The sequence below is a fragment of the Xanthomonas sp. NCPPB 2586 genome, from assembly GCF_041475775.2.
GTDB lineage: Bacteria > Pseudomonadota > Gammaproteobacteria > Xanthomonadales > Xanthomonadaceae > Xanthomonas > Xanthomonas campestris.
This window is the reverse complement of the sequence record NZ_CM192981.1, coordinates 54,469-80,440: the sequence shown is the minus strand read 5'-3', so window position 1 is coordinate 80,440 and position 25,972 is coordinate 54,469. Positions and strand designations below refer to the sequence as shown.

General features: G+C 64.3%; 21 protein-coding genes and 2 other RNA genes. 11 read left to right on the top strand and 12 right to left on the bottom strand.

The window, feature by feature from the left end:
• Positions 1-13 precede the first annotated feature (13 nt).
• The 3 genes from ACCQ09_RS00345 (at position 14) to ACCQ09_RS00335 (ending at position 2,838) form a co-directional block, all read left to right on the top strand.
• Entirely contained in the window at positions 14-769 is a 756-nt protein-coding gene (locus ACCQ09_RS00345; RefSeq protein WP_227971862.1) for a hypothetical protein, read from the top strand.
• Positions 766-2,214, top strand: coding sequence for an XVIPCD domain-containing protein (locus tag ACCQ09_RS00340; protein ID WP_019237075.1), 1,449 nt, complete (start codon positions 766-768; stop codon positions 2,212-2,214). Before ACCQ09_RS00345 ends, ACCQ09_RS00340 begins: the two co-directional genes overlap by 4 nt.
• Positions 2,215-2,391: 177 nt before the next feature.
• A complete protein-coding gene (locus ACCQ09_RS00335) occupies positions 2,392-2,838 on the top strand; it encodes a hypothetical protein (RefSeq protein ID WP_040940284.1) in 447 nt (148 codons plus the stop codon).
• 119 nt (positions 2,839-2,957) lie between these two features.
• Here ACCQ09_RS00335 and ACCQ09_RS00330 read toward each other — a convergent pair whose 3' ends face one another.
• The 4 genes from ACCQ09_RS00330 to ACCQ09_RS00315 all read right to left on the bottom strand — a co-directional run bounded on the left by ACCQ09_RS00330 (position 2,958) and on the right by ACCQ09_RS00315 (position 5,627).
• Positions 2,958-3,581 carry a hypothetical protein gene (locus tag ACCQ09_RS00330; RefSeq protein ID WP_012436897.1) on the bottom strand — a complete coding sequence of 208 codons (624 nt, stop codon included), beginning with the start codon at positions 3,579-3,581 and terminating at the stop codon, positions 2,958-2,960.
• Positions 3,581-4,597 (bottom strand): hypothetical protein, encoded by a 1,017-nt coding sequence (locus ACCQ09_RS00325; RefSeq protein WP_012436896.1) that lies wholly within the window; start codon positions 4,595-4,597, stop codon positions 3,581-3,583. The genes ACCQ09_RS00330 and ACCQ09_RS00325 overlap by 1 nt, the downstream gene beginning before the upstream one ends.
• Before the next feature lie 27 nt (positions 4,598-4,624).
• On the bottom strand, positions 4,625-5,014 hold the full coding sequence (locus ACCQ09_RS00320) for a hypothetical protein (protein ID WP_040940282.1): 390 nt from the start codon (positions 5,012-5,014) through the stop codon (positions 4,625-4,627).
• Between the two features lie 469 nt (positions 5,015-5,483).
• On the bottom strand, positions 5,484-5,627 hold the full coding sequence (locus ACCQ09_RS00315; protein ID WP_162866341.1) for a hypothetical protein: 144 nt from the start codon (positions 5,625-5,627) through the stop codon (positions 5,484-5,486).
• Positions 5,628-5,989: 362 nt separating this feature from the next.
• Here ACCQ09_RS00315 and ACCQ09_RS00310 point away from each other — a divergent pair, with 362 nt between their 5' ends.
• Entirely contained in the window at positions 5,990-6,508 is a 519-nt protein-coding gene (locus tag ACCQ09_RS00310; RefSeq protein WP_225042597.1) for a hypothetical protein, read from the top strand.
• Between the two features lie 70 nt (positions 6,509-6,578).
• Here ACCQ09_RS00310 and ACCQ09_RS00305 read toward each other — a convergent pair.
• Positions 6,579-6,653, bottom strand: a non-coding RNA gene (locus ACCQ09_RS00305) — sX9 sRNA.
• Between the two features lie 180 nt (positions 6,654-6,833).
• Here ACCQ09_RS00305 and ACCQ09_RS00300 point away from each other — a divergent pair.
• Entirely contained in the window at positions 6,834-7,040 is a 207-nt protein-coding gene (locus tag ACCQ09_RS00300; protein WP_012436893.1) for a hypothetical protein, read from the top strand.
• A 173-nt stretch (positions 7,041-7,213) separates the two neighbouring features.
• A complete protein-coding gene (locus ACCQ09_RS00295; protein WP_012436892.1) occupies positions 7,214-7,525 on the top strand; it encodes a hypothetical protein in 312 nt (103 codons plus the stop codon).
• A gap of 66 nt (positions 7,526-7,591) precedes the next feature.
• Here the strand turns inward: ACCQ09_RS00295 and trhA are convergent, their stop codons facing one another.
• Positions 7,592-8,254, bottom strand: a complete 663-nt coding sequence (gene trhA / locus ACCQ09_RS00290) for a PAQR family membrane homeostasis protein TrhA (RefSeq protein ID WP_029216929.1) — start codon at positions 8,252-8,254, stop codon at positions 7,592-7,594.
• A gap of 281 nt (positions 8,255-8,535) precedes the next feature.
• On the opposite strand from trhA, the gene ACCQ09_RS00285 reads away from it, so the two are divergent.
• The 3 genes from ACCQ09_RS00285 to ACCQ09_RS00275 all read left to right on the top strand — a co-directional run bounded on the left by ACCQ09_RS00285 (position 8,536) and on the right by ACCQ09_RS00275 (position 13,888).
• A complete protein-coding gene (locus tag ACCQ09_RS00285; protein ID WP_011035313.1) occupies positions 8,536-9,684 on the top strand; it encodes a Fic family protein in 1,149 nt (382 codons plus the stop codon).
• Positions 9,685-9,905: 221 nt separating this feature from the next.
• Positions 9,906-12,401, top strand: a complete 2,496-nt coding sequence (locus tag ACCQ09_RS00280; protein WP_040940280.1) for a DEAD/DEAH box helicase — start codon at positions 9,906-9,908, stop codon at positions 12,399-12,401.
• On the top strand, positions 12,398-13,888 hold the full coding sequence (locus ACCQ09_RS00275; protein WP_011035311.1) for a ribonuclease H-like domain-containing protein: 1,491 nt from the start codon (positions 12,398-12,400) through the stop codon (positions 13,886-13,888). Before ACCQ09_RS00280 ends, ACCQ09_RS00275 begins: the two co-directional genes overlap by 4 nt.
• A 184-nt stretch (positions 13,889-14,072) precedes the next feature.
• Here ACCQ09_RS00275 and avrBs2 read toward each other — a convergent pair whose 3' ends face one another.
• Both avrBs2 and ACCQ09_RS00265 read right to left on the bottom strand, forming a co-directional pair.
• Positions 14,073-16,229, bottom strand: a complete 2,157-nt coding sequence (gene avrBs2, locus ACCQ09_RS00270) for a type III secretion system effector avirulence protein AvrBs2 (RefSeq protein WP_040940279.1) — start codon at positions 16,227-16,229, stop codon at positions 14,073-14,075.
• A 142-nt stretch (positions 16,230-16,371) separates the two neighbouring features.
• Positions 16,372-17,529 carry an ROK family protein gene (locus ACCQ09_RS00265; RefSeq protein WP_011035309.1) on the bottom strand — a complete coding sequence of 386 codons (1,158 nt, stop codon included), beginning with the start codon at positions 17,527-17,529 and terminating at the stop codon, positions 16,372-16,374.
• Positions 17,530-17,634: 105 nt separating this feature from the next.
• On the opposite strand from ACCQ09_RS00265, the gene ACCQ09_RS00260 reads away from it, so the two are divergent.
• Both ACCQ09_RS00260 and ACCQ09_RS00255 read left to right on the top strand, forming a co-directional pair.
• On the top strand, positions 17,635-20,298 hold the full coding sequence (locus tag ACCQ09_RS00260) for a TonB-dependent receptor (protein WP_372357255.1): 2,664 nt from the start codon (positions 17,635-17,637) through the stop codon (positions 20,296-20,298).
• A gap of 10 nt (positions 20,299-20,308) precedes the next feature.
• On the top strand, positions 20,309-21,097 hold the full coding sequence (locus ACCQ09_RS00255; protein ID WP_011035307.1) for a DUF1868 domain-containing protein: 789 nt from the start codon (positions 20,309-20,311) through the stop codon (positions 21,095-21,097).
• Positions 21,098-21,515: 418 nt separating this feature from the next.
• Here ACCQ09_RS00255 and ACCQ09_RS00250 read toward each other — a convergent pair whose 3' ends face one another.
• The 4 genes from ACCQ09_RS00250 to ACCQ09_RS00235 all read right to left on the bottom strand — a co-directional run bounded on the left by ACCQ09_RS00250 (position 21,516) and on the right by ACCQ09_RS00235 (position 25,969).
• Positions 21,516-22,646: a saccharopine dehydrogenase NADP-binding domain-containing protein gene (locus tag ACCQ09_RS00250; RefSeq protein ID WP_011035306.1), complete on the bottom strand. Its 1,131-nt coding sequence runs from the start codon at positions 22,644-22,646 to the stop codon at positions 21,516-21,518.
• 103 nt (positions 22,647-22,749) lie between these two features.
• A non-coding RNA gene (locus ACCQ09_RS00245) (sX9 sRNA) lies at positions 22,750-22,826 on the bottom strand.
• A gap of 61 nt (positions 22,827-22,887) precedes the next feature.
• Positions 22,888-23,424 carry a hypothetical protein gene (locus tag ACCQ09_RS00240; RefSeq protein ID WP_029217089.1) on the bottom strand — a complete coding sequence of 179 codons (537 nt, stop codon included), beginning with the start codon at positions 23,422-23,424 and terminating at the stop codon, positions 22,888-22,890.
• A gap of 841 nt (positions 23,425-24,265) precedes the next feature.
• Positions 24,266-25,969: a M56 family metallopeptidase gene (locus tag ACCQ09_RS00235; protein WP_012436884.1), complete on the bottom strand. Its 1,704-nt coding sequence runs from the start codon at positions 25,967-25,969 to the stop codon at positions 24,266-24,268.
• Between the last annotated feature and the right edge of the window lie 3 nt (positions 25,970-25,972).

Genomic DNA, 25,972 nt, shown 5'->3' with positions numbered 1-25,972 from the left:
GTCTGGTTCGTGCGTGAGCTGCCTGGCCGGCGGACTGGCCGGTTGGAGCGAGGGCGAGTACCTTCCCTCGTATCACCGCGCCGCGCTGGCTCATACGACATCAATGACACGCTTTCGCTCATTTACGCTGTTTCTTTTCTTGGTGCTCATCTCGATGCTGCCGAGCGCGTGCGCCCGGCCGTCTGAGAACGCTAGCGCCCTGTCCGCTACTACATCGCCGCTACCTGCCGTAGATTCTGAGCCGGCCGGGCTGAGTCAGAACGCATCCCTCAGCATCCAGGACATTGAGACCAATCTGTTGAGATTTGCGGCGTCGCTAAAACAGCCAAGCGACATGAGTTACAGGCGGGTGGAAGAGATCCTGGGCATCCGATTCGAGCCGCCAAAGGATCTGGCGGTGTCTCGGCGCGTGTTAAAAAGCCTTCCGCTCGCGCACGGCTATACGCTGTATGTCTCGCACAGCCCGCAGAAGAAGGGCTATTCCTTTATCAACCTGCTAATTGGCCTACCCGATCAGCAAGATCCCGCGCTGTCGCTAAATGCACAATGCGTGTGGAACGCAGCTGAATTTTCCAAGAAACTCGAGGCTATGGGCTACACGCGTGGCGGGCAGCGCCCATTCCAGGGCGGTATGCTTCGGCAGCATTGGCGCCCTGTCCAGAACGGAGCGCAAGGTTTCTCGGTGGCCTTGATGATTTACGAAACCAACGACGGCGGCGCAAAACGCGAGTGCGTGTATGGCGCACAGATCGATGGAGGTGATGCGTGACGCCAGTTGATCCAAGAATTGAGCCCCTGCTCTTGCAGATGAGGAAAGACCCCAGCCTTCCCAAAGAGGCTGAAGCTTCCATCCGGCAGGCCATCTCCGAATCGCCATATCTGTCCAACCTATTGGGGAACGCCATCGAGAAAGGGCAGATTGGTGCTATCGCTGTCTCCCATGACCAAAACAATGCTGGTCACTTTCAGGATGGCAAGGATGGAAAGGCAGGCACGCTCAACATCAGTGGGTCGCTCTTTCAGGATTGGCAGGGCCGCGCACGCATCGATCACCTGACAGAAGTACTGGGCCACGAGACGATGCATGGTGTTTTGGCAGAACATCGAGCCAATGCGTTGGCGGAGTTCGGCAGGACCATGGGCGAGAAGATGCAGGACGCGCACTCTCAGCGCGAAAGTCAGGTAGATCTGACAGAGCCGACCCGTGCATATCTGGACAAGACACGGCAGGACGAAGCATTAGCAGAGATCTCGGCCTTGCGTGCACTCAACAGCCGTATCAAGCATGAAAACCCTGGCGTATCTGCAGAGGATGCCGAAGGCATGCTGTTGGACCGCTCTGTCACCCGCTGCGTTGACAAGCATGTGACACCCCCAGCGTTTGCCCGGGGCCTTAGCTATGAGGCGCTGACCACACACGACCAAGCGCGTGGAAAGCCGCTGACGCGTGCTGTAGAGCAGTGCTTCTACGACAGCAGAGGCACGCTTGGGCCGCACAGTGACTCCGACTACCGCAACTATTACGGCGTCGGCCCGATCAGCCATATTGCGAGAAACTACGATCATCTAGCCCATGATCGCCAGCCTCCGGAGGTGCGCATCGACCTCAAATCTTTGGGGCTGGAGCCAGAGCAACTGGAGCGCAATGGGCTGGACCTGGGTTCTGCAAAAACGTTCAACATCGTAGACCTCGGCAAAGACGGCTACGGGATGGTCCAGCTGAAGAACACGGGCGCGCGTGACATCAACCCGCAAGCCATGGCAACACCTGCCCCATCAAGCCAGCTATTAACGCCTGCAGATGCAGGCCACCCGGACCACGCAATGCATCAGCAGATTCGCGGCAAGGTGGAGCAGCTGGATGCGGCCAGCGGCCGCACGTTCGATGCGACCAGTGAGCGTATGACCGCAAGTCTCCTGACGTTGGCCAAGGACAATGGCTTGACCCGTGTGGACCATGTGCTGCTCAGTGACAAGACAAGAGAACTGACCGCCGCACAGAACGTATTCGTGGTGCAGGGTGGCCCGCAAGATCCCGCAAAGCTACGCACACACATGCCGACAGCGGAGGCTGCACAACGACCCGTGCAGGAAAGCTTTACGCAGCTTGAGACGGTGAACCAACGGCTGGCGCAGGAACGCGTGCAAGAGCAGGTGTTGGATCAGCAGCGGTCGCAGGAACAGCAGCAGCGTGGACAGCTGCACTCGCTTTAGACCGAGGGGCGCGTCAGCGTGTTACTTAACTCAGTGCGCCCTGTGCTCAAGGTGATCTACAGCGATCCACCGCATCTGAGCGAGGTGAGCACCTCGGTACGCACGACCCTTCAAGCGGGCTGAACCACCCGCGCGCGTGACACGTGGGCTAGGATCCGTGCGTACAGGGGGAACACCATGGACAGGATCACCACAGCGCGCCGCGGCGCGCTGACATTGGCCGCGCTGTGCCTGCTTGCGTGCGCATACGGCGCAGCAGCACAAAGCATGCGCTCGGCCACGGGTAAGGCCACGCACTTGTACATCCCGCCGGTGCGGCAGCCGCACAACTCCATGGCGCGTGACACCACGCCGTTCAATTGCGAGCAATACCGCACGCACCCGCATCCGGGCATGGTGCGTTACTGCCAGGGCATCGAAAACATGACCCTGCGCAACGAAGCACAACGCCAAGGGCGCCCCGCGCCGTCAGATTCCATCATCGCGCTACCTGGCCTAGGCACCGCCGAAGCCAAACAACTGGGTTACGCGTGTGTGGGCGGGCAAGCGATGAAGCGGCTGCACAATGGGTGGGAGCAGGTGTCTGCTGCTGCGGGTGGGTGGCAGCGGTGTCAAGATAGATAGGTTAGATGGCCTAGACATTGTCGCCTCATCCAAGGGAAATATTGAAGCCAGAAGTGAACCTGACACCATTAGCTTGTAAAACTCGCACCCTGGTTGGACTCTCAACCGGTTATTGGCAGTCAGTGATCATGCCCTTCGGCCTGCCAACGCAAATTGGACATGACGGAGTGATGTATGTTGAAAATAAATGATTTCAACTGCATTAGCAAAAAATATTGGGCCGTTATTATAAATACATAAGCCATCTTGGCAATTGCAAACCTGACATTCTCTTGATGCTCTGAGAGAGTCACAATAAACGAAACAAATCCACCACGCCCCCCTAACGCCAAGATAAAAAAACATGCCACAGAAAATAAAAGATAATATATAAAAACCCTGATAAGGATAAAGAATGACTTTTTTAAGTATGTCAACCCACTATTGGTCTCTCTCTCCCTGATCTGCCCCATTTGGATAAACATCCTAGCATTGGTTAATGTCGCAAATATTGTGAAACCCGCCACTAAGAAGCCTAGAATGGTGAGGGATGCATTAAAGCATGTAGAAGACATATCTCTAACAGATCTTATGGTTTCCGCGGTGTCTTGGTCGGAGAGCCAGGATGTCATTGCCGCCATAAAAACAATGGACGTGGTAATTAAATTGAATTTGCTCGTGGGAATTTTTCTTGACTGAACGTAAATCTGCCATAAACTTTTTTCTTTTGTAAAGCTTATCGGGGAGAGATCGCTGTCATTCATTAAAATCTCTTCTCAATGATTTCTTTGATTTTAGCGCTGGTAGATCGCGCAGTATTCGGAACTTTGACAAGTCCGTGCGCAACTAGATCGGTAAAAGCCTCGAACATCTGAGCTGCCGCATCCACTGGATCACTACTAATCTCGTCAATTTTTTTCTTCAATTGAAAATGCTCATTATTTCCTATTAAAGTCCCGCCACTTTCATCCTTCCCTTTCAGGCTAACCGTCTGGTGACCTTGGGCTGTTGCAGAGGAAACTTGCGATACCGCCTCGTTTTTATCTAACCCCTCTTTTGAGTTGTGAACCACTGCCGTGTCATCACTCTTAATCGCGTCCTTACTCTCCTTTAAAGATTCGAAAAACCCATCAGAATTAAACTCATCATTTCTATCGTTTATCGTGATTTTAACTTGATTTAGGATTTCATATTTTTGTATAAAATCCTCGATACTATCTTGAGAAGTTAAAGCAATCATCTCAAGAGTGGGGCGCTCATATTTTTTATAGATCTTTTCCTTTTCCCGTTTTGAGTCGTCGCGAGACAATCCCATCTCATCTATATTTATTAATTCTTTTTTTAGAAGCGCAGCATGCATTTGACGAAGGAAAACTAGGGCGGTTGACCTGAACTGCTCCTTGGTCGGCGCGTCTGGCGTTTCTTTTACGAAAACGAGCCTGTGATTATCGAGTATAAGCAGGAATATTGAAGAAGGCGCGGATGCAAGCCTTCCTTTTTTCTGTCTAAGACCTTCCCCCGGAACGTAAACCTGATCTCGACGAAGAACAGTGTCCTTTATGATCCGCCCTGCTATCGCAAGCGCTTCACTGTCGTTAGAAGCTTTTACTTTTACAAGATTCACTTTTTCGAAGAAAAATTTTGTTTCCCCGTATTTCCTCTTGAGCGAATCTTTGAAGAATGCGGGATAAACAATTTTATCGAATTCATCGAGCATGACTTTCTCGCCAAATCGGCATACAAAATTTGCCAGCTCAATAGTGCTTGTCTTACTAGCCATCTTTAATAAGCTTCCTTTTTTAAATTCTTAGTAATTGCTAATACCCAGCGCCGTTAGCACGATTAAATCTGCTTTATCTTTTACTCCTTGCGACCTAAGAACGGGCTCAAGTGCTCTTCCCCCCCTCGTTCGGCGATTATTGCGGTCACCAAGCGCGCTCTCGCAGAGCGACCACCAGAGCGCTGCTAGCGCGGCGATTGATCTTTGCGCGACACTCAACTCAACACTTATTGCGCGCGCAGCACGCACCAATTTATTAATTAACTGCACCGCGAGAACCATCTCCAGCAATTGCGTTCCACTCATCAACGCAATTGGCTTGCACTCTACGAAGCGCTCGGCGGCGTTTGTGCCAGTGCCAGCGATGTTCAACGCATCCGCCTTGTGGTGTGCGAGCAAGTCGTATATCTCAGTCACGGCACTGAAGCCTGCTTGCTGGTGCATCTATCGAGTAGTTTGGAGTGCTGATAGCCGCCGGCGAACCAAGCGAAAGCTGCCACGCTGCACATGACTGTCACTGTCCAGGCGAAGGGCATGAGTGCGCTGTTGATGGCGCCATTTAAGTATGTTCGAGCGAGCCAACTTGCTGCGGCAGCAACCATGACACGCCATAGTGGATGACAAAAAATGCGCCGATGCTCAAAGCGAAACCAAGCGGCCATAGCAATGACTGCACAGCTGTCAACTTTGTACTTCCCCGTCTGCCTCCCCATGCATGAAAACCCTCATTCCAGACTGCACACTACCGTTGTGTAGCAGTTTTGTCAGTGGAGTACCCGGCATTTTGTATCAGCGGTGTCGTCCGCTGTGCTTGCACGCACTAAACTGCATGGTGAGAGGCGCTCGTCTTGTGCAAGAGCGCCTCTACCATTACTGCAGCGTTCGCTTATTTCTTCTTGCCGCTTTTATCCGGCGTTTGACTTAAAGCGGACCCGGCCGCTGTTTTTGAATCTTTGCCGGTACTGCCGCTACGCAAGACCTTGCTTGCGGCCTTGGCCGCTTTGGGGCCGGTTTTCTCGTTGGTCGCCATGCGTGTGACCTCCACGCCACCCCATTGGTGGCGTGGCGAAACTAGGCCGATTATATTGTCCGCACAAGTCTGGTTGCAGCGTGCGAGACGGCAGATACTACAAGAATGCTGCAGGCGTTTTACGCGCCTGCTGGCTATGCTGTTGTGCTGACTGCGGGGTGCACACGCGTGGTGCTGGTTGGGAGGCGGCGTGGTGGTGTTGGCGCCACGCAGGTATTCACGCAGCAGCGTTGTGGTGCGCTTGCTGTTGTACGCACCGGCTTTTGGCCATGCAGGCCTGACGTTAGGCCGCGCCCACGTGCGCTCCTACGCACTGGTCCAAACTTGGTATGTGTTCCTCAACTCTTACAAGGACGTCGCCGTTGTTGACCGTTTCCTTCCGCATCCTCTGGCCCGTGGCACTGGTTGGCCTGATGGCGTCCTGCAACGGCAGCCACACCGCTGACCCGCCGCGCCCGGAATCCGAGCACTTCACCCTGGCCGAGTTGCAACAGCTTGGCTGCACCGTCAAGGCAACGCCCAAGCGCAGCCAGAGCAGCATCCCGTTGGTGGGCACGGTCGATGGCTATGGCATGACCAGCGCCACGCCGTGTGCCACGCAATTGGTGAGCCTGCTGCAGCCCATCAATTATGAAGATGCCGTCTGGGAAGGCGCGCGCTCGGCCGCCAAGAACTTCGCCAAGGAGCACGGCTACACGCAGGAGCGCTTCGAAGGCGAGATCGGCGAGTACAGCGAGATCGAGGTGTTCAGCCGCAACGGCAAGCAGGTGGGCTTTGAGTACAGCGTGCAGGCGCGGGGCACGCTGCATTCGGTGATCGTGCTTTCAGACAGCCTTGAGCCGGATGCGGCGTTCGAGGCGGTGCTGAAGACCAAGCTGTGAGGGTGCGAGCCTGACCGACAGCCGTTAGCTGGCGCCCCTGATCAATGGCAAGGTGAATGCCATTTAGAGCGGCTAACAAAACGTAGCGAGCAGCCGTCAGGTGGGTGCGGGCGGCGCGGAGGAACCGGAGTGTACGTGGGTACATGAGGATTCCGAGCACCGGCCGCGCCCGCCTGGCGGCTGCGCAGTAGTTTTGATAGCTGCTCTTAATCGTTAACTGGATAGCGCCACGACCAATCTGGTCAAGCTGGCGACCGCACGCGCCCTGGTCGACGCCAGTGCGGTCAGGCAGGCGTCGGTCATCGGGGAAGCCGGTGCCTGAACCGTGCAGTTGCAGACCCATAACCAGACCCGTGTGCTGGCCACCAAGGCGAATGCGCCGCGCCGGTTTGGCAGCTTCGAAAGTGCGTTGAAGGTCTTGCGCGAGATGGGCATGCCATTGGACGTACTTCATGTGGACGCTGCGCAGTGGGACGCCGAGGGCGGCAAGACGAAGCGCCGGCCTGACCGCTCCGAGGCGATAAAGGTCTAGGAGTTGGACGCACGCTATGCGGTGTCGCTACGCATCCAGACCGAGCATGCCCTGGCCGCCCCCCGCCCCGCACTCTCCAGCGCGCAGGCGAAGCAGCAGATGGAGACGCTCAAGACGCAACAACGTGCGGCGCTTGAGGCAGCACTGGCTGCAAAGGACACGCGTGCGCGAGCGTGGCCTGGAAGCAGAGCGCGCTGGATGCGCGCACCGCATTGCTCACCTCAGCACTGGCGCGCGCGATCGAAATCCCCGACCCGCAGATGTATTCCGCCGCATGTGAACAGGACGACCGGATCGAAACCGAGGGCGACGCGCTGGATGGTGCCGCCATCTATCACTCTGGGCCGCTGCCGGGAACGCGTTTGACCACCTGCCAGGACGGCAGATATCTCTTGATCTACACACGCGACGGCGACGATGTGCTGATCCTTGTGCTTGTACCTGCGCGCTCTGATGGGAAGCCGACGTCGTCAGGCGATCAATAGATCCATGACGTGTCGATGCTAGCGAGCCAGGAGCATACGCGACTGCTCGACGACATCGACAGCGCGCTACACCTCGCCCATCGGCCGCAGGCACAGCCAGATGGCGCACCAGTGCGACAGTGCGCCGCCCAGCACGTGGGCGTGCCAGATGGCGCGGTTGTAGACCATGGACTTGCGCACGTAGAAGCCCACGCCCACCGTGTAGAACGCGCCACCGGCGGCGATGAGCCACAGCACGGTGCTGTCCAGCCCGGCGACGATCTGCTTGATCACCACGATGCCGGCCCAGCCCAGCAGCAGGTAGATGGCCACCCAGAAGCCCTTGGCGATGCCGGGCAGGAATAATTTGGCGAACACACCGAACGAGGCCACACCCCACACGCTCAGGATCATGGCCCAGCGCCAGCTGCCATCCAGCGCCAGCAGGAAGAACGGCGTGTAGGAGCCGGCGATCATCACGAAGATGCCGGCGTGGTCGAACTTGCGCAGCATCGGCTGGCGCTGCGGCGGGGCGAAGTTGTAGGCCGCCGAGCAGGCGAACATCACCAGCAGCCCCAGCGCGTAGACGCAGGTGGCCAGCACCATCGTCCCGTTGGCATGCGCGCGCCAGATCATCCAGGCGCCGCCAACGATGGCCAGGAACAACCCGGCGGCGTGCACCACAACGTCGGCACGGCGGGCGGAAGGGGTCTTGTAGTGCGGGGCGAGAGCGCTGGGGGGCACGGGCACGGCAGGTCTTCGAGGTGGGGGAGCCCGCCGGCGCCGCATGGCGTGGCCCGGTGGGGCCCGACAGGATACCCGCTTGCTGAATCCGCTCAGTGACACAGGCTCGCCGGTTTGGCGCTGATGTCACGTGTGCCCAGTTGCCGTCGCCGCGACAATGCGGCACCTGGCCGAACCTGCAGCACGCTCCGGCTGACCCTCCATCGCTTAGCAACGAGGTGTTTCACAACGCTCGGTCTTATTAAGGCATTCTTTAATAGCCAGCACTGCTAGGAAAGGATCCTTGAATGGCCCGTGTCACCGGCTCCTATGCCGTCATCAAGACCCATGACGAGACCGTGCGCGCGTTTGTTCCAGCGCCGCTGCCGCCGGCTGCCCCTGCGCTGGATCAGGCCGCGTATCTGGAGCGTAATCGCCTTGCCGAGGTCGCCCTTGCGCGGCTGACAGGCATGGCCGGCTTGGTGGCCTCGAGCGAGTGGCTGATCTACAGCGCGGTCCGGCAAGAGGCGCTGCTGACCTCACAACTGGAGGGAACCCAGGCCACCCTGACCGACGTCTTCGATGAGGAGGCAGGGCTGACAGTGGCCAACGCAGACGATGTGGAAGAGGTCACCAACTACCTGCAGGCGTTCAAGTTCGTCCGTGAGCAGTTACAGGCGCCCACCGGATTGCCCATCTCGCTGCGCCTGCTCGCCGAAGCGCACAGGATTCTCTTGGCTGGCGTCCGTGGCGCGCACGCACTGCCAGGCAGCATGCGCACCAGTCAAAACTGGATCGGCGGCACCCGGCCCGGGAATGCGGCATTCGTGCCGCCGCCGGCCGAGCGCCTGGCCGAGGTGTTTGGTGATCTGGAGCGCTTCATCCATGACACGCGCCCGACGTTGCCGCCTCTGGTCCGCATTGCGCTGGTGCATGCGCAGTTCGAAACCATCCATCCGTTTCTGGATGGCAACGGCCGGATTGGGCGATTGTTGATTGCCGCGCTGCTGGAGCACTGGCAGTTGCTGCCCGAACCGTTGCTGTACCTGTCCGGCTACCTCAAAGCCAGGCAAAACGACTACTACCGGCACCTGTCGGCCATTCGAACGCATGGCGATTGGGAAGCATGGGTGGCCTTCTTCCTTGAGGGCGTGGAAGCCTCTGCCGAACAGGCCCAGCGCAGCATCGTGGCGATTGCGGCGTTGATCGCGGCCGATCGCAAGCGCGTGCTGGGAACCGGCAGCAGCACGCTGCAGGCGCTGCGGCTGTTCGAGTTCCTGCCGACCATGCCGAAGCTGACCGTTGATCGCGCGCAGCAGGCGCTGGAGGTCTCTTATCCCACAGCGCGCGCGGCGGTGACCACGCTGCAGGACATCGGTGTGCTGGTGGAAACCACCGGACGTGCACGCGGCCAGAGCTTCAGCTACCAGGCTTATGTGAACCTGTTGCGCGCCTAGCGCACGTTCGGCAACCACGCACGCTGCACACCACGGAACGCTGCTGCAACGCCACCAGTTCCTGCGTGATTCGATGCCAACGCGGCGCTGCCGATGACATCTGCGGCGGCGCAGGCAGGCGCTTGCTGAATCCGCTCAGTGACACAGGCTCGCCGGTTTGGCCGCGGTCTCATACCCTGAGACACCTCCCCTCTCTCATGCCCCTCTTTGGGAGCCGCCGTATGCCTCCGTTTGCCCTCGCTCCCCGCACCGAAACCGCCGAACGCGCCCTGGCCACCACCGATGGCCGGCCCAGCCGCGACGGCGCATTGCTCACCGAGCGCCTGGAGCGGCGCTACCACGACCGCATCACCGGCAGCTTCACCATCCCCGGGCGCGAAGGCCATTACGCGCCCATTCCCGATGACGTGCCGGCGGCCCTGGCCGATGCGCTGCGCGCGCGCGGCATCAGCCAGCTCTACAGCCACCAGGCCGATGCCTGGGCGGCGAGCCAGCGCGGCGAGCATGTGGCGATCGTGACGCCCACCGCCTCGGGCAAGTCGCTGTGCTACACGCTGCCGGTGGTAAGCGCGGCGATGACCGCCGGCGCCAAGGCGCTGTACCTGTTCCCGACCAAGGCGCTGGCGCAGGACCAGGTGGCCGAGTTGCTGGAGCTCAACCGCGCCGGCGAGCTGGGCGTGAAAGCCTTCACCTTCGATGGCGATACGCCCGGCGATGCGCGCCAGGCGATCCGCCTGCATGGCGACATCGTGGTGAGCAACCCGGACATGCTGCACCAGGCGATCCTGCCGCATCACACCAAGTGGGCGCAGTTCTTCGAGAACCTGCGCTATGTGGTGATCGATGAGATCCACACCTACCGCGGTGTGTTCGGCAGCCACGTCACCAACGTGCTGCGCCGGCTCAAGCGCATCTGCGCGTTCTATGGCGCCAACCCGCAGTTCATCCTGTGCTCGGCCACCATCGGCAACCCGCATGCGCACGCGCAGGCCTTGATCGAAGAACGCGTGCATGCCATCACCGAATCCGGCGCGCCTACCGGTGACAAGCACGTGCTGCTGTGGAACCCGCCGGTGGTCAATGCCGACCTGGGCCTGCGCGCATCGGCACGCTCGCAGAGCAACCGTATCGCGCGCATCGCGATCAAGAGCGGGCTGAAGACGCTGGTGTTTGCGCAGACGCGGCTGATGGTGGAAGTGCTGACCAAGTATCTCAAGGACATCTTCGACCACGACCCGCGCAAGCCCGCGCGCATCCGGGCATACCGCGGTGGCTATCTGCCCACCGAGCGCCGCGAAGTGGAGCGTGCGATGCGCGCGGGCACCATCGACGGCATCGTGTCCACGTCTGCGCTGGAACTGGGCGTGGATATCGGCGCGCTGGACGTGGTGATCCTCAATGGCTACCCCGGCAGCGTGGCGGCCACCTGGCAGCGGTTTGGCCGCGCCGGGCGGCGCCAACAACCGGCACTGGGTGTGCTGGTGGCCAGCTCGCAGCCGCTGGACCAGTACGTGGTGCGGCACCCGGATTTTTTCGCCGATGCCTCGCCCGAACATGCACGCATTGCGCCGGATCAGCCGCTGATTTTGTTCGACCACATCCGCTGCGCGGCGTTCGAATTGCCGTTCATTGCCGATGAGCCGTTCGGCCCGATCGACCCGCTGGTGTTCCTGGAAGCCTTGGCCGAGAGCGAAGTGATCCATCAGGAAGGCGACCGCTGGGAATGGATCGCCGACAGCTACCCGGCCAACGCGGTGAGCCTGCGCTCGGTGGCCGATGGCAACTTCGTGGTGGTGGACAAGACCGACGGCAAGCAGCAGATCATCGCCGAGGTGGATTATTCGGCCGCTGCGCTCACCTTGTACGAAGGCGCCATCCACATGGTGCAGAGCACGCCGTACCAAGTGGAGCGGCTGGATTGGGAAGGCCGCAAGGCGTACGTGACGCGTACGCATGTGGACTACTACACCGACAGCATCGACTACACCAAGCTGAAGGTGCTGGACCGCTTCGACGGCGGCGTGGCCGGGCGCGGCGATTCGCACCATGGCGAGGTGCATGTGGTGCGGCGCGTGTCCGGCTACAAGAAGATCCGCTATTACACGCACGAGAACATCGGCTACGGGCCGGTCAATCTGCCCGACCAGGAACTGCACACCACTGCGGTGTGGTGGCAGCTGCCGCAGGCCACGCTGGGCAAGGCGTTCGCCTCCAAGCAGGATGCGCTGGATGGTTTTCTGGGTGCGGCCTATGCGCTGCACGTGGTGGCCACGGTGGCAGTGATGGCCGATGCGCGCGACCTGCAGAAAGCGGTGGGCAATGGCGACGGCGCGTGGTTTGCGGTGGCCGACCAGACCGGGCGCGGGCAGCTGCGCGGCGTGGACGAGGGCGAAGAAGGCGCGGTGGAATTGCAGCAGGCCTTCGTGCCCACGGTGTATCTGTACGACAACTTCCCCGGCGGCGTGGGCCTGAGCGAGCCGCTGTGGCTGCGCCAGGCCGAGCTGCTGCAGCGCGCCGACGAGCTGGTGCGGCGTTGCGACTGCAGCGCCGGCTGCCCGGCCTGCGTGGGCCCGGTGCTGGCCGCGCATGAGGAAGGCAAGGGCGAGTCGCCCAAGTCGCTGGCCTTGACGGTGCTGGCGCTGTTGTTCGATGCGGACGCGCCGTTGCGGCATGCCACCCAGGTGGACGATGACCTGGCGCTGGATGTGCTTGCATGAGCGTGAGTGCGGACCGGTTGCGCTTGTTGCGGCGTCAGGCCGGGCATGCCGATGTGCCTGCGCCGGCGGCGCTTGCAGATGGCGCTGCAGTGGATGGTGCGGATGTTTCCGCTGCGGTCGATGCGCAGGCGGATGCACACCCGCTGCGCGCGGCAGCGGTGGCGCGCACCTCGGGTGATGCAGTCGGTGCGGATGCAGTGGCAGGCGATGCGCACACGCGTGCCGCAGGTGACATGCCTGCGGCGGTGCAGCCAACGCGTGCGCCGGCAGCGCCGGTGCCTGGCAGCGATCCTGGGGTGAGCGCAGAACGTTTGCGCCTGCTACGCCGCCAGGTCGGCGGGCTGACACCCACGGCGCGCAAGGACGATGCGGTGATGCCCACGCGTGCGCAACGCCAGCCTGCGCCGGGTGCTGCTGCGTCTGCGTCACGCGCTTTGCCGCGCGATGCGGCGGTGCGAAGCGCGCAGCCCGGCAGCGCAGAGGCTGCCGGTGCACCGCGTGCCCAGCCCAGCGCACCGGCCATGACGCGCCGCGCCCTGCAGGCACCGGTTGCTGCAGCGGCTGCGCGCGATAGCTCGGCGTTTGCCTGGGTGGACCACGATGTGCGCCACAAGCCGGCAGGTGCGGCGGCCGATGCGGCGGCGCGCGTGCCGGCTGCGCCCATATCCAACCCGCCACCGCAGCGACGTACCGATATCGCCGGCCTGCGCAAGATGATCGGCCTGCGCGAGCGCGCGGTCTCGACGCACGCGCCGGTACGCGCGGCGTCCACCGACCGGCATCTGCCCGGCAACGAGATCGCGCCCGGCCTGCACCTGATCGAAGCCTTCCTGCCGCAGGCGATCCCACGCCAGGCGCTGTCGCTGGCGTTCGCCAAGCGCGAGGACGCGGTGGACCCGATGGATCTATTGTTCTTCGACACCGAAACCACCGGCCTGGCCGGCGGCACCGGCACGCGCGCCTTCATGATCGGCGTGGCCGATTGGTACACCGACGTTACGCAGGGTAGCGGGCTGCGCGTGCGCCAGTTGATGATGTCCACGATGGCGGCCGAAAGCGCGATGCTGGATCTGTTCCGCAGCTGGCTGTCGCCGCAGACGGTGCTGTCCAGCTACAACGGCCGCTGCTACGACGCGCCGTTGTTGAAGACGCGCTACCGGCTGGCGCGGCGCGGCGACCCGATCTCTGCGCTGGATCATGTGGACCTGCTGTTCCCCACCCGGCGCCGTTATCGCGGCACCTGGGAGAACTGCAAGCTGGCCACCATCGAACGGCAGCTGCTGCGCGTGGTGCGCGAAGACGACCTGCCCGGCTCCGAAGCCCCGGCCGCCTGGTTGAGTTACCTGCGCGGCGGCAGCGCGCGCAACCTGCGCCGCGTGGCCGAGCACAATCACCAGGACGTGGTGACCTTGTCGCTGCTGATGCAGCGCCTGGTGGCGGTGGACGCGCAGGACCGTGAAGTGATTCCGATGCTGGAGACGCCGTAGCGCAGGAGCGGCGGACCACGCGCAGTGGTGGCGCAATGCGGGCATCCTGGGTGCGCGCGCCAGTGCAGTTTGCCGGCAGAGGCGATGTCCACCGGCAACACTGCAAGGCCGCCCCCCATTGGCGAGCACCTGAGCGGTCATGCCGCCAAGTCACGCGCACCGGCGCAGCATCAGTGCGCCGGCATCACTCGCCCGGCTCGATCTGTTTGGCCTGCTCGTTGAGGTAATGGGTGACCGGTGCGCCACGGTACTGATCGGTCAGCAGCCCCAGCGCGTCGGCGCGTGCATCCACCGCCTGCCTGGCGGCGGCATCGTGCGAATGGTCTGCCGAGCGATCCAGCAGCCGGCCTTCGCGCACAGCCGCAACATGCGCCGGGTCGGCAGGCCTGGACGCGGCGCGGAATTCGCTGGTGCGCTGCTCCACGATCGCCGCATCGCGTGCGCTGTCGATGGGCGTCTCTGGCGGCAGGTCCAGTTCCATGCCGGTGTGGCCACGCGCCAGGGTGCGGTTTTCCAGCAGCGCGAGCAGTTCTTCTTCGGGCTGGTCGGTCAGCAGGCTTTCACCGGCGTCGCGAAAGGCACCGGCGGTGGTGCGCTGGATGCCGAAGGCTTCGCCGCTGAGCTTCTGCATCTCGCCGAAGTTGCGCCAGACGTAATAGTCCTTGTCGTGGTTGGCGCGCGGCAGCGAGAAATCCTCATAGCGGTAGCCGGACGAGAATGCCGCCTGCGCGTAGGACGAGTCGGGCTGGCGCAGGCGTGTGCGTGTCAGCTCCATGGCCTTGCCCGCAGCGCTTTGCTGGTCGGTGGCCACCGCCTCCACGATGACCGGGCGCATCCGGTTCCAGCTTTCCAGCCACTGCACCGCCGTGTCGGCCAGCCCCTCCGGGCCATCATCCTTGCCCGGGAAGAAATCGCGCAACTGCGCGTCGGCGAGCATGCCCTGGCTGAAGACCGGCACCACGTTGATCTTGGCCAGCAGGCGATCGAGCGCGGCACGGCGGGGCGCGTCCTGCGAGTGCAGCGGATTGATCTGGTAGTGCTTGTAGAGATTGGACAGAAACTGATCGAAGCCGCCTGTGTAGTACTTGGCATACAGCTTGATCGCGGCGCCCTGGCGCAGGTCCGGCCGACGCATCAGCAGCATCGCCACCGCCTCGCCGGTATCTTCCTTGCAATCCAGCGCCACCGACATCGCCTCCGGCTTCTGCAACGCGTGCTCCAGCGCCTGCTCCACGGCGGCAATGCTCTGATCGGTCTTGATGAAGTTGCCGTCGACCGGGTTGCGGATCACCAGCGGCATCTCGCGCAACTGCGCGAACGGGACCTGCGAGACCAATCTGTTCTGCGGGTCGTCGGTCATGCGGCCAATGCTGAAGTCGTGCATCAGCACCGGCACGCCGTCGGCGCTGACCTCGACATCCAGTTCCAGGTTGCGATAGCCGTGTTCGTAAGCGCGATCGATGGCGGCCAGCGAGTTTTCCGGGATGCCGGCGTGGTTGTCGAACAGGCCCCGGTGCACCATCACGTCCTTGCCCAGCGCGCGCGTGCTGGGCGCCTGGAAATACGCGTCGTGGACGAGCTCCTTGCGGTGCTTGCGCAGCAGCGCGTCCTTGCCGGCCACCAGATGGTGGTCGTTGGGCTTGAAGAACGCTGCGCCGCCGTCGCGCGCCGGCACCTCGTGGCCGTGGTAGCGCGCGGCCTGCTGCAACTTGCGCCGCGGCTGCGCGGGCGTGGGCGCGGCGGGCTTTAGCCAGCCCGGTGTTTCCAACCCATGGGCGCGCAGATCCAGCGCCTTGCGCAATGCCGTGCGTGCGGCATCGCTGAAGGTATCGCCAGGCGCAAACGCGTGGCCCAGATCGAAGACGATGCGGCCTTGCTGCGCATCGACCAGCACCGGGCCGGCCGCTGCACGCGAGTGCTCGGGCAAGCTGGCGGTCATTTCGTCGAACGCGGCGGTGTCCAGATACACCGGCTGCAGCGTTCCGGCGGCAAAGCGTGCCGCGATGCTGTCGGGCCTGGGTGCGGGAGTGGCCTGTGGCAGCTGCTTGGCCAGCGCGCTTTGCGCGGCCTGCAAGGTGATCTGGTGCGCCTGCACTTCGGCCAGGCGCTGCTCGGAGAACTCGCCGTCCAGCGCCACCAATGCCTGCTTGCCGGTCATCGCGCTGTCGTCCAATGGCACCAGCGGCGGTAGCACGGCGGCCTGGCGACGCGGGCGTGCGCGCAATGGCGGGTTGCCGCCTGGCGGGTGCGGCACCTCCATCGGGGTGATCGCGCTGGTGTGCGCCGGTGTGGCCAGCGCGGTGGTGGGCGTGGCGGCGGGTTGCAAGGGAGCAATACGCATGAGGACCTCAAGAGCACTGCGGGCGGCCAGTAAACCGCTTGGCAGATGACAATGCGCAACCGAGGCGAACTATGCCGCCGCGATGCGAAACGATGCCCCGCCGCAATGCCGGCGCGCTACGCCGGCTGCTCCATCGCCTGCGCTAGAACAGCGTTTCCTTGAACGGCAGCATGGCCGCGCCCAGCACCGTGGCGTGTGCCTGCACCTGCCCGACCAGCAATGCCGGATACGGCGATGCGACGCCGCGCCGTGGCGCCGGCTCGAAGGCGACGCGGGCGATCAGCCGCTGCGCAAGATCTGCCGGCAGGCGCGCGCCAAAGACGATGACGCGCGGGTCGATCAACGCGATGATCGCCGCCACCGCCAGGGTCACGGTGGGTTGCACCGCATCCAGCCAGGCCTCGATCTGCGGCCATGCCGGATCGTAGTGCTGCAGCATGGTGTGCAGGTCCGGCAGCGCATGCCCATCGGCGACCAGCGCCTGGCGCAGGCTTTCCAGCGTGGGCCGCGCGCTGCCGGTGATGGCCGAGATGCGCCCCAGTTCGCCCACGTTGCCGTGCGCGCCGCGGTGCACGCTGCCAGCGGCGATCACGCCTGCGGCAAACCCGTCGGCGATGGTCAGATAGACCAGATCCGGCGACTGGCGGCCGACCCCGTACAAGGCTTCGGCCAGCGCGGCGCAATGGGCGTCGTTGTCCATCCAAACCGGCAACTGCAGGCGTTCGGCGATGAAGCGGTCCAGCTCGACCTGCATCCATTCGGCGGCCAGCGTGAGCGGCGGATTGACCCGCGTGCCATCGCCGATGCGCGGGCCGGTCATGCTGACGCCCACCCCGAACAGCCGCTGCCGGTCGACACCGGCCGCCTGCAGCAACTGCTCCACCAGTTCCGGCAACTGCGCCGCGACCAGGTCCAGCGTCAGCGGGAACGCCGTGAGCTGGCGCATGCCGCGCACCTGCCCGGCGAAGTCGATCAGCACCACCGCGATGCCATCGACCATCAACGAGACGCCCACGCTGAATGCATAGTCGGGCACCAGGCTCAGCTCGACGCTGGGTTGGCCGCGGCCGCGCCGCAGCGACGGGCCGAGCTGGAGCAGGCCGTGTGCAACCAGCGGGTCGATGATGCCCTTGGTGCCGGGGACGCTGAGCCCGCTGGCGCGCGGCAGATCCGCGCGCGCCAGCTGGCCGGCACTGCGGATCAGATCCAGCAGCGCGCGCTCGCTGGAACCGGCGGCCTGGCCATCGCTGCGGCGGCGGTAATGCGAACGAATGGCCGCGTGGGCGAAGAAGGAAGACATGGAAGGCAAAAGAACCGGTGGTGTCACATAAGCTTAAATTAAGCAGATTAATTTAATCGGCTTGCGGCCACCACGTTGGGGCTGCCCGACAGTGCGGATCGTGCCATGCGTCTGTTTCATCGCTCTCCTTCTGGCTTCCTGTGTCTGCCCGGCCCGGCCTGCATCGCGCAGCGTCGCACATTGTCGCTCGCGCTGGGCATGGCCGTGGCGGGCTGGATGCAGGCGCCGGCGCAGGCCGCCGAGGCGCCCGCCGATGCCTCGCCGCAGACCCTGGATGCGGTGCAGGTGCGCACCTCGTTCCAGTCGCAGAACACGCGCGCCATCGCCACCAAACAGGCCGCGCCCACCGTCGTGGACTCGGTCGCCGCCGACAGCATCGGGCAGCTGGCGGACTTCAATGTGGGCGATGCGCTGCGCCGGGTCACCGGCGTCAGCACCGTGGAGTACCAGGGCGAGCCGCGCTACGTGACGGTGCGTGGCCTCAACGGCAACTACAACAGCATGCTGATCGACGGCTTTGCCTTTGCCAGTAACGACATCGGCAGCCGCCAGGCGATGATGGATGTGCTGCCGGCCAACTTTGTCGACCGCATCGATGTGGTGAAGTCGTTCCTGCCGGAAAACGATGGCGGCGCGATCGGCGGTGTTACCAACCTGGTCACCGCCACCGGCTTCGGCCGCCCGGATGGCCTGCTCACCTTCTCGGCCAAGGGCGGCGCCAACTTGATGGGCAGCCGCTACGGCGGCCGCTCGCCGGTTGGCGAGGGCGATCTGAAATGGGGCAAGCGCTTCGGTCGCGACGGGCAGTTCGCCTTCCTGGGCGCTGCGAGCCAATGGCGGCGCGAGATCTCGGTGCCGCAGCAGGAAAACGGCGGCGGCTTGAACTGGTACGCCGCCGACGGTACGCGCGACCCGGTGCCGTACGGGGGCACCGGCGCTGCGGTTCCCGGCGAACGGCGCTGGTACAACTACGCCAACACCCGCGAACGGCGCGGCCTGACCGCACGCGTGGACTGGCAGCCGGAGGGTCCGCTCAGCGGCCATGTGTCCGGCTACAGCTTCCGCCAGCGTGAGGCCTCGGACCGCAATACCCAGAACGCCCAGGTGCAGAACAGCGCACGCCTGACCCGCACCGGCGCGCAGAGCGGCACGCTCGACAACCTCAATCAATACGTCGAACTGGGGCAGTTGCGCTGGAAGCGCGCGCTGACGGGCATCAACGGCGAGCTGCTGGCCGAATTGCCGGCGCAGTGGCGCGCCGCGCTGCGCGCGAGCACCTCGCGCGCCACGGTGGACAACCCGCAGACCTGGGACCGCTTCCAGCAAAATCGGCTGGGGTACGGGTTCGACTGGAGCGGCACGCTGCCCGCTTTCACGCCCCTGGACCCGGCCCTGGCCGACGACCCGGCGCGCTACCCCAATGCCTATCACCAGCAGGAGCGCACCGGCTACGCCGAACGGGTCGGCGACCTGCAGCTGGAGCTGCGGCGCAACACGGACGAGGACAGCCGCGGGCTGGGGCTGGCCGTGGGCGCGCGGCAGGTCCGCACGCATATGCGCACCACGGTGCAGCGCACCACCTGGAACGGGCTGCCTGACACATTGGCCGACGTGCTGGGCCGCCCGACCTGCGCCCTGGGCTGCAACAGGGAGATGATGACCATCGAGCCGGCATTGGCCGATGCACGCTGGGATGCCCTGGCCGGCCAGGCGCGCGGGGTGGTGGACACCACCGCGCAGAACAGCGGCAGCTATGGGGTCGACGAACAGGTGCGCGCCGGCTTTGCCCAGGCGCAATGGCGCGGCGAGCGCTGGCTGCTGGCTGGCGGCATCCGTCTGGAACAGACACGCTTTGCCAGCGCCGGCCAGCAGCTCAGCGGAACCACCTGGACACCGGTCAGCGCGGTGCGCACCTACCGCAACTGGTTGCCTTCGCTCAGCGGGCAACTACAGACCAGCGCCAACGGCACGCTGCGCGTTGGCGTCTCGCGCTCGATCGGGCGCCCGCGCCTGGACCAGATGGCCTTGAACGGCGGCGTGCTCACGCTGGGCAGCACACCGCCCACGCTCAACCAGGGCAACCCGGACCTGCAGCCGCGCCGCTCGCAGAACCTGGACCTTGGCCACGACTGGAGCTTTGACGACGGCGGCAGCCTGCTGTCGATCGCGCTGTTCCACAAGACCATCGACGATGAAATCTTCCGCTACGGCCAGATGGACAGCATCGACGGCGAGCAGGTGCTGGTCACCCAGCCGCGCAATGTGGACCGACCGGTACGCCTGCGCGGCGCCGAGCTGGGGGCCATCAAGGAGCTGGGGCCGTGGCTGCCCGTGCTGGCCGGCTTGTCGGTGACCGCCAATGTCACGTTCCTGGACGTGGACTACCCGGTGGTGCTCGGCGATGGCACCCGCACCACCCTGGACGTGCTGCCGCAGCAGCCCAAACAGTTGTGGAATCTGACCCTGAATTACGCCCGTGGGCCGCTGCGCGCCACGCTGGCCTGGAGCCGCACCGGCGAGCTGTGGGATGACCGCTTTCCCAATTACAGCAGCCTGCAGGAGTTCTATCGCAACCGTTACCAGCAACCGCTGGACCGCATCGATCTGAAACTGGGCTGGGACGTGTCCCCGGCAGTGTCGCTGAGCCTGGACGTGCTCAACCTGGCTGGCCAGGGCTACCAATACCGCATCGGCCGCGATCAGGAGTATGTGCAATCGGCCTGGAAGATGGCCCCCACCGTGATGGTCGGCGTCAACGTCAAACTTTGAGGAGCTAAGCATGTCGTCATGTCTGGATACCACCTTCAGCCGCCGTCGCCTGCTCACCGGCGCCGCCGGCGCCTCGTTGCTGGCAACCGCACTACCCTCGCTTGCCGGTGCAGCGCCGCCTGCGGATGTGGGCCGCAAGTTCCTGCGCTCCAGGCGGCCGATGCCGTTTGCCGGCAACACGTTTGTCGGCCATCTCGAGCAGCAGGGCGATGGCTACGCCAGCTTCGACCGGGTGCTGGACATCTACCGCGAGCTGCCCGAGCACGGCTTTGCCAACAAGCTCGCCGTGCTGCCGCCCAGCAGCTATCACGTGACCTTGCTGGGCGGGGTCAATGAAACCGACCGCGCGCACGGGCCGTGGCCGAGCGATCTGGCGCGCGATGCTGCGCTGGCCGACATCAACGCCAGCTTCCTGTCGCGGTTGCAGCAGCGCAACACCACGCCGCTGGGGGCGTGCCGGTTTGTGGTCGACCCCACCGCGGCCATGACCGGCAGCAACGACAATCTGCTGATTCCGTTGCTGCCTGCCGATGCGGCCACCGCGCAGCGGCTGGAGACGGCGCGCAAGGGCCTGATGGCGCTGACGCTGCTGCAGCGCCCGGACTACAGCCACTACCGGTTCCACATCTCGCTGGCCTATCTGTGCGAAACGCTCGATGCCGACGAACAGGCGGACTACCACGCTGCGGTGGGCGTGTGGCTGAAGCGCCTGGCTGCCGCCGGCCCGATCACTGTGCCGCGTTTCCACTTCTGCACGTTCAACGACATGTATGCGTTTCGTACGCTCCGCGAGGTGTGAAGTTGAGTGCGTATGGCCATCTGTTGTGCGTGTAACGACACCTGCTGCGGCGCTGCAAGCTGATCATTGGCCGTGTGTATGGACGCGCAGCGCCCTAAAGCCCCTCTCTCCTCGGGAGAGGGGTTGGGGTGAGGGTACGTACCCTCGCCCATTCGCAATCGCCGGCGCATCTGCAATAGCGCCAAACCATACTATTTCGTTTGTACAGTCGTCTGCAGCGCGTTACATGCTGCATGTGATGGCAACAACGTTGCGCGTGGTTGATGGAGGACGTTGAGATCTTTAGCGGCCCTACCCTCACCCCGCTCCCGTGGGGAGAGGGGCTCTACTCGCTTGCACGTTGGTTGTGACCTACTGGTGCTAGGTGTTGCGCACAGTGGTGATTCGTGCGTCTGCAGCGCTCGTGCACAGCGTGTCCTCAGACACGCACGTCCGACACCTCGGTCTCCATCTGCCACGCTGCAAACTCCTGCTCGAATTCGGCCAGGGTCAACAAGCCCATGCAGGCATGCGCGCCGATCGGTAACGCCTGCCCTTCGGCAAGTTTGCGTACCAGCAGGATCGCGGCGAAACACGGGATTTCCGGGCCGTGCAGCATCGGGGCGGTGAGGTCCCACTGCAGTTGCAGCGGCCGGGGATCGCCGGTCCGGGGATGGCTTGTGCCACGCAGCTCCACGCGCATGCCACCCAGGTCGGTGCCGAAGCGATCAAACCAGCGTGCCACACGTGCAAACACCTCGGCCAGGCGCGCCATCGGCAATGGCACACCGTGATGACGCAGCCAGGCGACAACGGCCAGGCAGCGCTGCAGGAATGGCACCTCCAACGCTGCGCGAAACTGCACGCTCTGCACGCCGGGATAGCGCAGCGGCAGCAGATCGTGATCGGGCACATCGCATGGCGACGCAAGCCGCGGCGCGAGCTGCGCGAACTGCACGGGCGTGGGTCTGGCCCAGCCCACCACCGTTTGCCAGCGGCCGTCGTGCCACCAGTCGAACGGCGTGCCGCAGTACGACAACACCGCACGCACGGTGGCCAGGCCAAGCGGTGTGCCTTGCGCGGGCGCGATCACCATGCGGATGCCATGCAACGCCGAAAAACGCGGCAGCAAGGCATCGATGACGGCACTCGACAGCGCGGGCAAGGTGCTGGCGCCACTGATGGCCACACGCTGCGCTTGCCTTGCCACTGCATCCATTGCCGCGGGGAAATCGCGAACGAACGCGCGGCCGTCGGCCAGGTCGATGTAGTGCATGCCGGCCTGCAGGCAGGTGTGCGCCACGGCGTAATCCTGGCCCTGGAACGGGCCTGCGGTATGCACTACCGCATCGGCGGCAGTGGCCGCCAATTGCGCGGCAAAATCGCTTGCGTCGATATCCAGGCGACAGCACGCGATGCGACCGGGCGCCACATCCGGCCACCGGGCCGCCACATCGCCGGGATGCCGTCCCGCCGCGATCACCTGCAGTTGCGCCGTTGCCGCCAGCGCCCGCACGATGCGTGCGCCGAAATGCCCGAAGCCCCCCAACACCACCACCCGGTACGTCATTGTCCGCTCGCCGTCTGCGCCTGTTGCACAGTATCGGCGAGCAGACCGGCACCAGCGCGTCCGGCTTGCCCACGCACGATGGCGAGACGGTGCGACCAGGCGCGGCTGACACAACGTAGCGAGCGGTCGTCAGGCGGGTGTGGGCGGCGCGCTCAGAACCGGCGTGTGCGAGGGGTACATGCCGATTCCGAGCACCGACCGCGCCCGCCTGGCGGTGAGCGCAGTTTTTTTATTAGCTGCTCTAACCGGAAACCCGTGTGACCAGACCACGGGCCAATGCCTCGCGCAGCACCTTTAGCGCTTCGCGTGTGGCGAGCTTGGAGGCACCGGCCTGCTTGGTCGCCAACGCGGCCTGCCTGTCGGCCAATGCACGCTGCTCCTTTACCAACGCCTGCAGCGCGTCGGGCATTGCGCCCTGCTGCGAGGATGCGGACGCAGCGGCCGGGGGCATGCGTGTCGAGGCCTGAAGCGCGCGCGGCTCGGTCTGCGCAGAGAGCTGCGCGGCCAGTGCGGCCTGGCGCTCGCCCACTTCCTGCTGACGCGCCGCCAAGGTGGCCTGGGCGTCGGCCAGTTGCCGGCTGCGGACGTGTGCCGCGCTCAGCCGATGCATCAGCGCCGGATCACGCACCAGGTATTGCACGCCATCGGCGCGGAACCACAACACGCGCTGGCCATTACCGGCGTAGGCACGTGCGGTCTGCAGATCGCTGCGTGAGCCATGCATGACCTGCTGCTCGCCGTGCACCAACACATAGGCATCGCCCTCGTCCTGGGTGATTGCGGCGGTTTTGCCGCACGCTGCGTTTGCGCTGGCACGCGGTGTTGCCGGGGCTGCTGCACTGGGCCCGGTGGGTGCGACAGGTGCCAAAGGCACTGTTGGCGCGATGGCTGCTGGCGCGATAGGAGACGCCGCAGATGCTGGCGGCACCGGTATGGCGGGCGCTGCCGGCACCACAGCCAACGCAAGCGGATGCGATGCAGATGAGGGTTCAGATGCGGATACGGTTGCGATCAGCGAGGGGCCGGCGAGTGCGGCGATGGCCAGCAGCAACGCGGTGCGTAGGCACAGCAATGGGGAAGCGGTCTGGATCATGGGAGATCTCCACGAAGGTCACAGCTCGGTAGGTGCCGCCTGCGTAAAGCACCGGCGGGGGAGGAAACAGCGATCACGCGGCCACGGCGTTGCCGACGCTGCGCAGCGTCGTCACGCGGGAAGTGCCGGGCTGTGGCGGGCCCGTGTCATGCAGGTGCTGCCTGGCGCGCTGCCATCGCACGACGCCGGCAGGTGCCTGGTGTCAGGCAGTGCTTACCGCTCCCGCAGCTCTGCCGGCCGTGCACGGCCGGGAGCGGATCGGGGGCTGTCCGCCACGCGTTGCACAGGCGTGGCCGCTAGAGACGGTTGCCGACGCGACCTGCGGTCTGCAGCGAATCCGCTGCGATTGGCTTTCTCTGTTCGGTAGCTGCAGCGGCAGGCAAGACGGTGCGAGCGCCGTCGACCGGTGTAGCTGGCGCGCTGAGAAGCGGCTTCGCCCAGAGCCGGAGCCTGCGCGTGGTCCATGCCGGCTCCGGGCACCGGACGCGCCGGCCTGACGTGAGCGCCGTCGTGTCGTTGATGGCTCCTAGTTGTTTTGCGCCTGTTCGGCCTCTGCTTGCGCTTGTTCGGCATCTGCCTGTGCTTGCGCCGCCTCCCGTTGCGCTTGCGCCGCTTGCTGCTGCCCGCGCGCAGCCTCAATGCGGGCCTGACGTGCGGCCTGTTTGCCCATCTCGGCCTGCTGCCGGGACAGCGCGGCCGCTTGGCGCACCGCAGCGGCATACGCGTATTGCGCCTGGCGATGCTGCTGCGCCATCTCGCGGATCTGTTGCTCGGCTTCGCGCGCCTGCTGTTGCGCGTCCTGTTTGGCCTGCGCCAATTCCGGGCCTAATGACGCCAGCTGTTCGCGCGCTTCCTGCAGTGCGTCCTGCGCGTCCTGCATCTGTTCCTGCCGACGTTCAAGGTCGCTATTGTCGGTACCCAGCGCGTGCATGGCGTCCTGCGCGTCACGCAGGGCCGTGGCGGCGGCCTCGCGGCTGACGCGATCCAGCTCATCCCAGCCGTTCTGCGTAGCATCCACATCTGCGCCAGGGAGCGACTCGGCGCCCAGCACATCGGCGATGACACCGTGCGAAGCCGGGGCGGCTGGTGCAGCAGGCAGCGCCGGTGCAGGCAGTGCGCTCATCGGTGCGGCGGCGTCCGCAGCGCTGCTGCCCTGTGCACGCGCTGCCGGGGCACTCACCACGATGGGCCGCATGCTGGTGGAAGTTACCGGCGCCGGCATTGCGACCAGGCGCAGCGGCATCACTCCGGCCACGGCCACCGTCGCCAGGATCAGCGCCGCGGCCAGCCGCGGAAAGGCGCTGGTGTCCTGCAGCATCACCAGCCTGCGCTTCAAGCTGAGGAACGACGGCGAGGCACTGGCCACGCCACCGAGCGGACGTGGCGACACCCCGAACTGCAGCAGCAGGCGCCCATAGTCGTGACGGCAATGGCGATGCCCGGCGACCACGGCCGCATCGCAGGCGGCCTCGCGGGCGATGGCGTACTCGCGGGCGGCCAGATGCACCAGCGGGTGAAAGAAGAACAGGTGCTGGGCCAGCGACGGTAGCAATCCCAGCCACAGATCGCGGCGGCGCAGGTGGATCAATTCGTGGGTCAGCGCCATATCAAGATCGTCGTCGGCCATCTGCGGCAAGCGCCTGGCCGGGAGCAGCAACACCGGCTGCCACGGGCCGATCAACTGCGGCGAATCGATCTGCGAAGACAGCCGCAACGCGGGTGGGCGCGACAAGCCATGCGCCTCGGCCGCCATCTGCAGCGACTGCACCAAGGCCTTGTCGGTGCACGGCTGCGCCGCACGCACCAAGGCACGGCTGCGCCAATACGCGCGCAGCGTGCCGGCCGCGATCACCAGCACGCCTGCCGCCCACACCGCAAACAACCACACCGCCCACGACGACCAGACCGTGGCATCCATGGCGTGCGCCGTCGCGCTGGCGTTGGCCGCTGTCGATGCCGCTGCGGCGGCCGTCGCAACCGGCACCAGCGTGTCGGCGCCGCCAAGCGCGGACGCGAATGTGTGCGCCGGCAGTACCGGCAGTTGCACCGGGCTGCTCCACAACAGGCCCACCACGGCCTGCACGCCCACCAGCCACCACAGCCAGGTCTGCGTGGCGGCCGGCAAGCGCTTCACCCCGCGACACAGCCCCCACACCGCCAGTGTCAGCACCGCGGTCTGCACGCTGGTGGCGCCGAGTTTCCATAACAGCGATTCGATCAGAGGCGACATGGC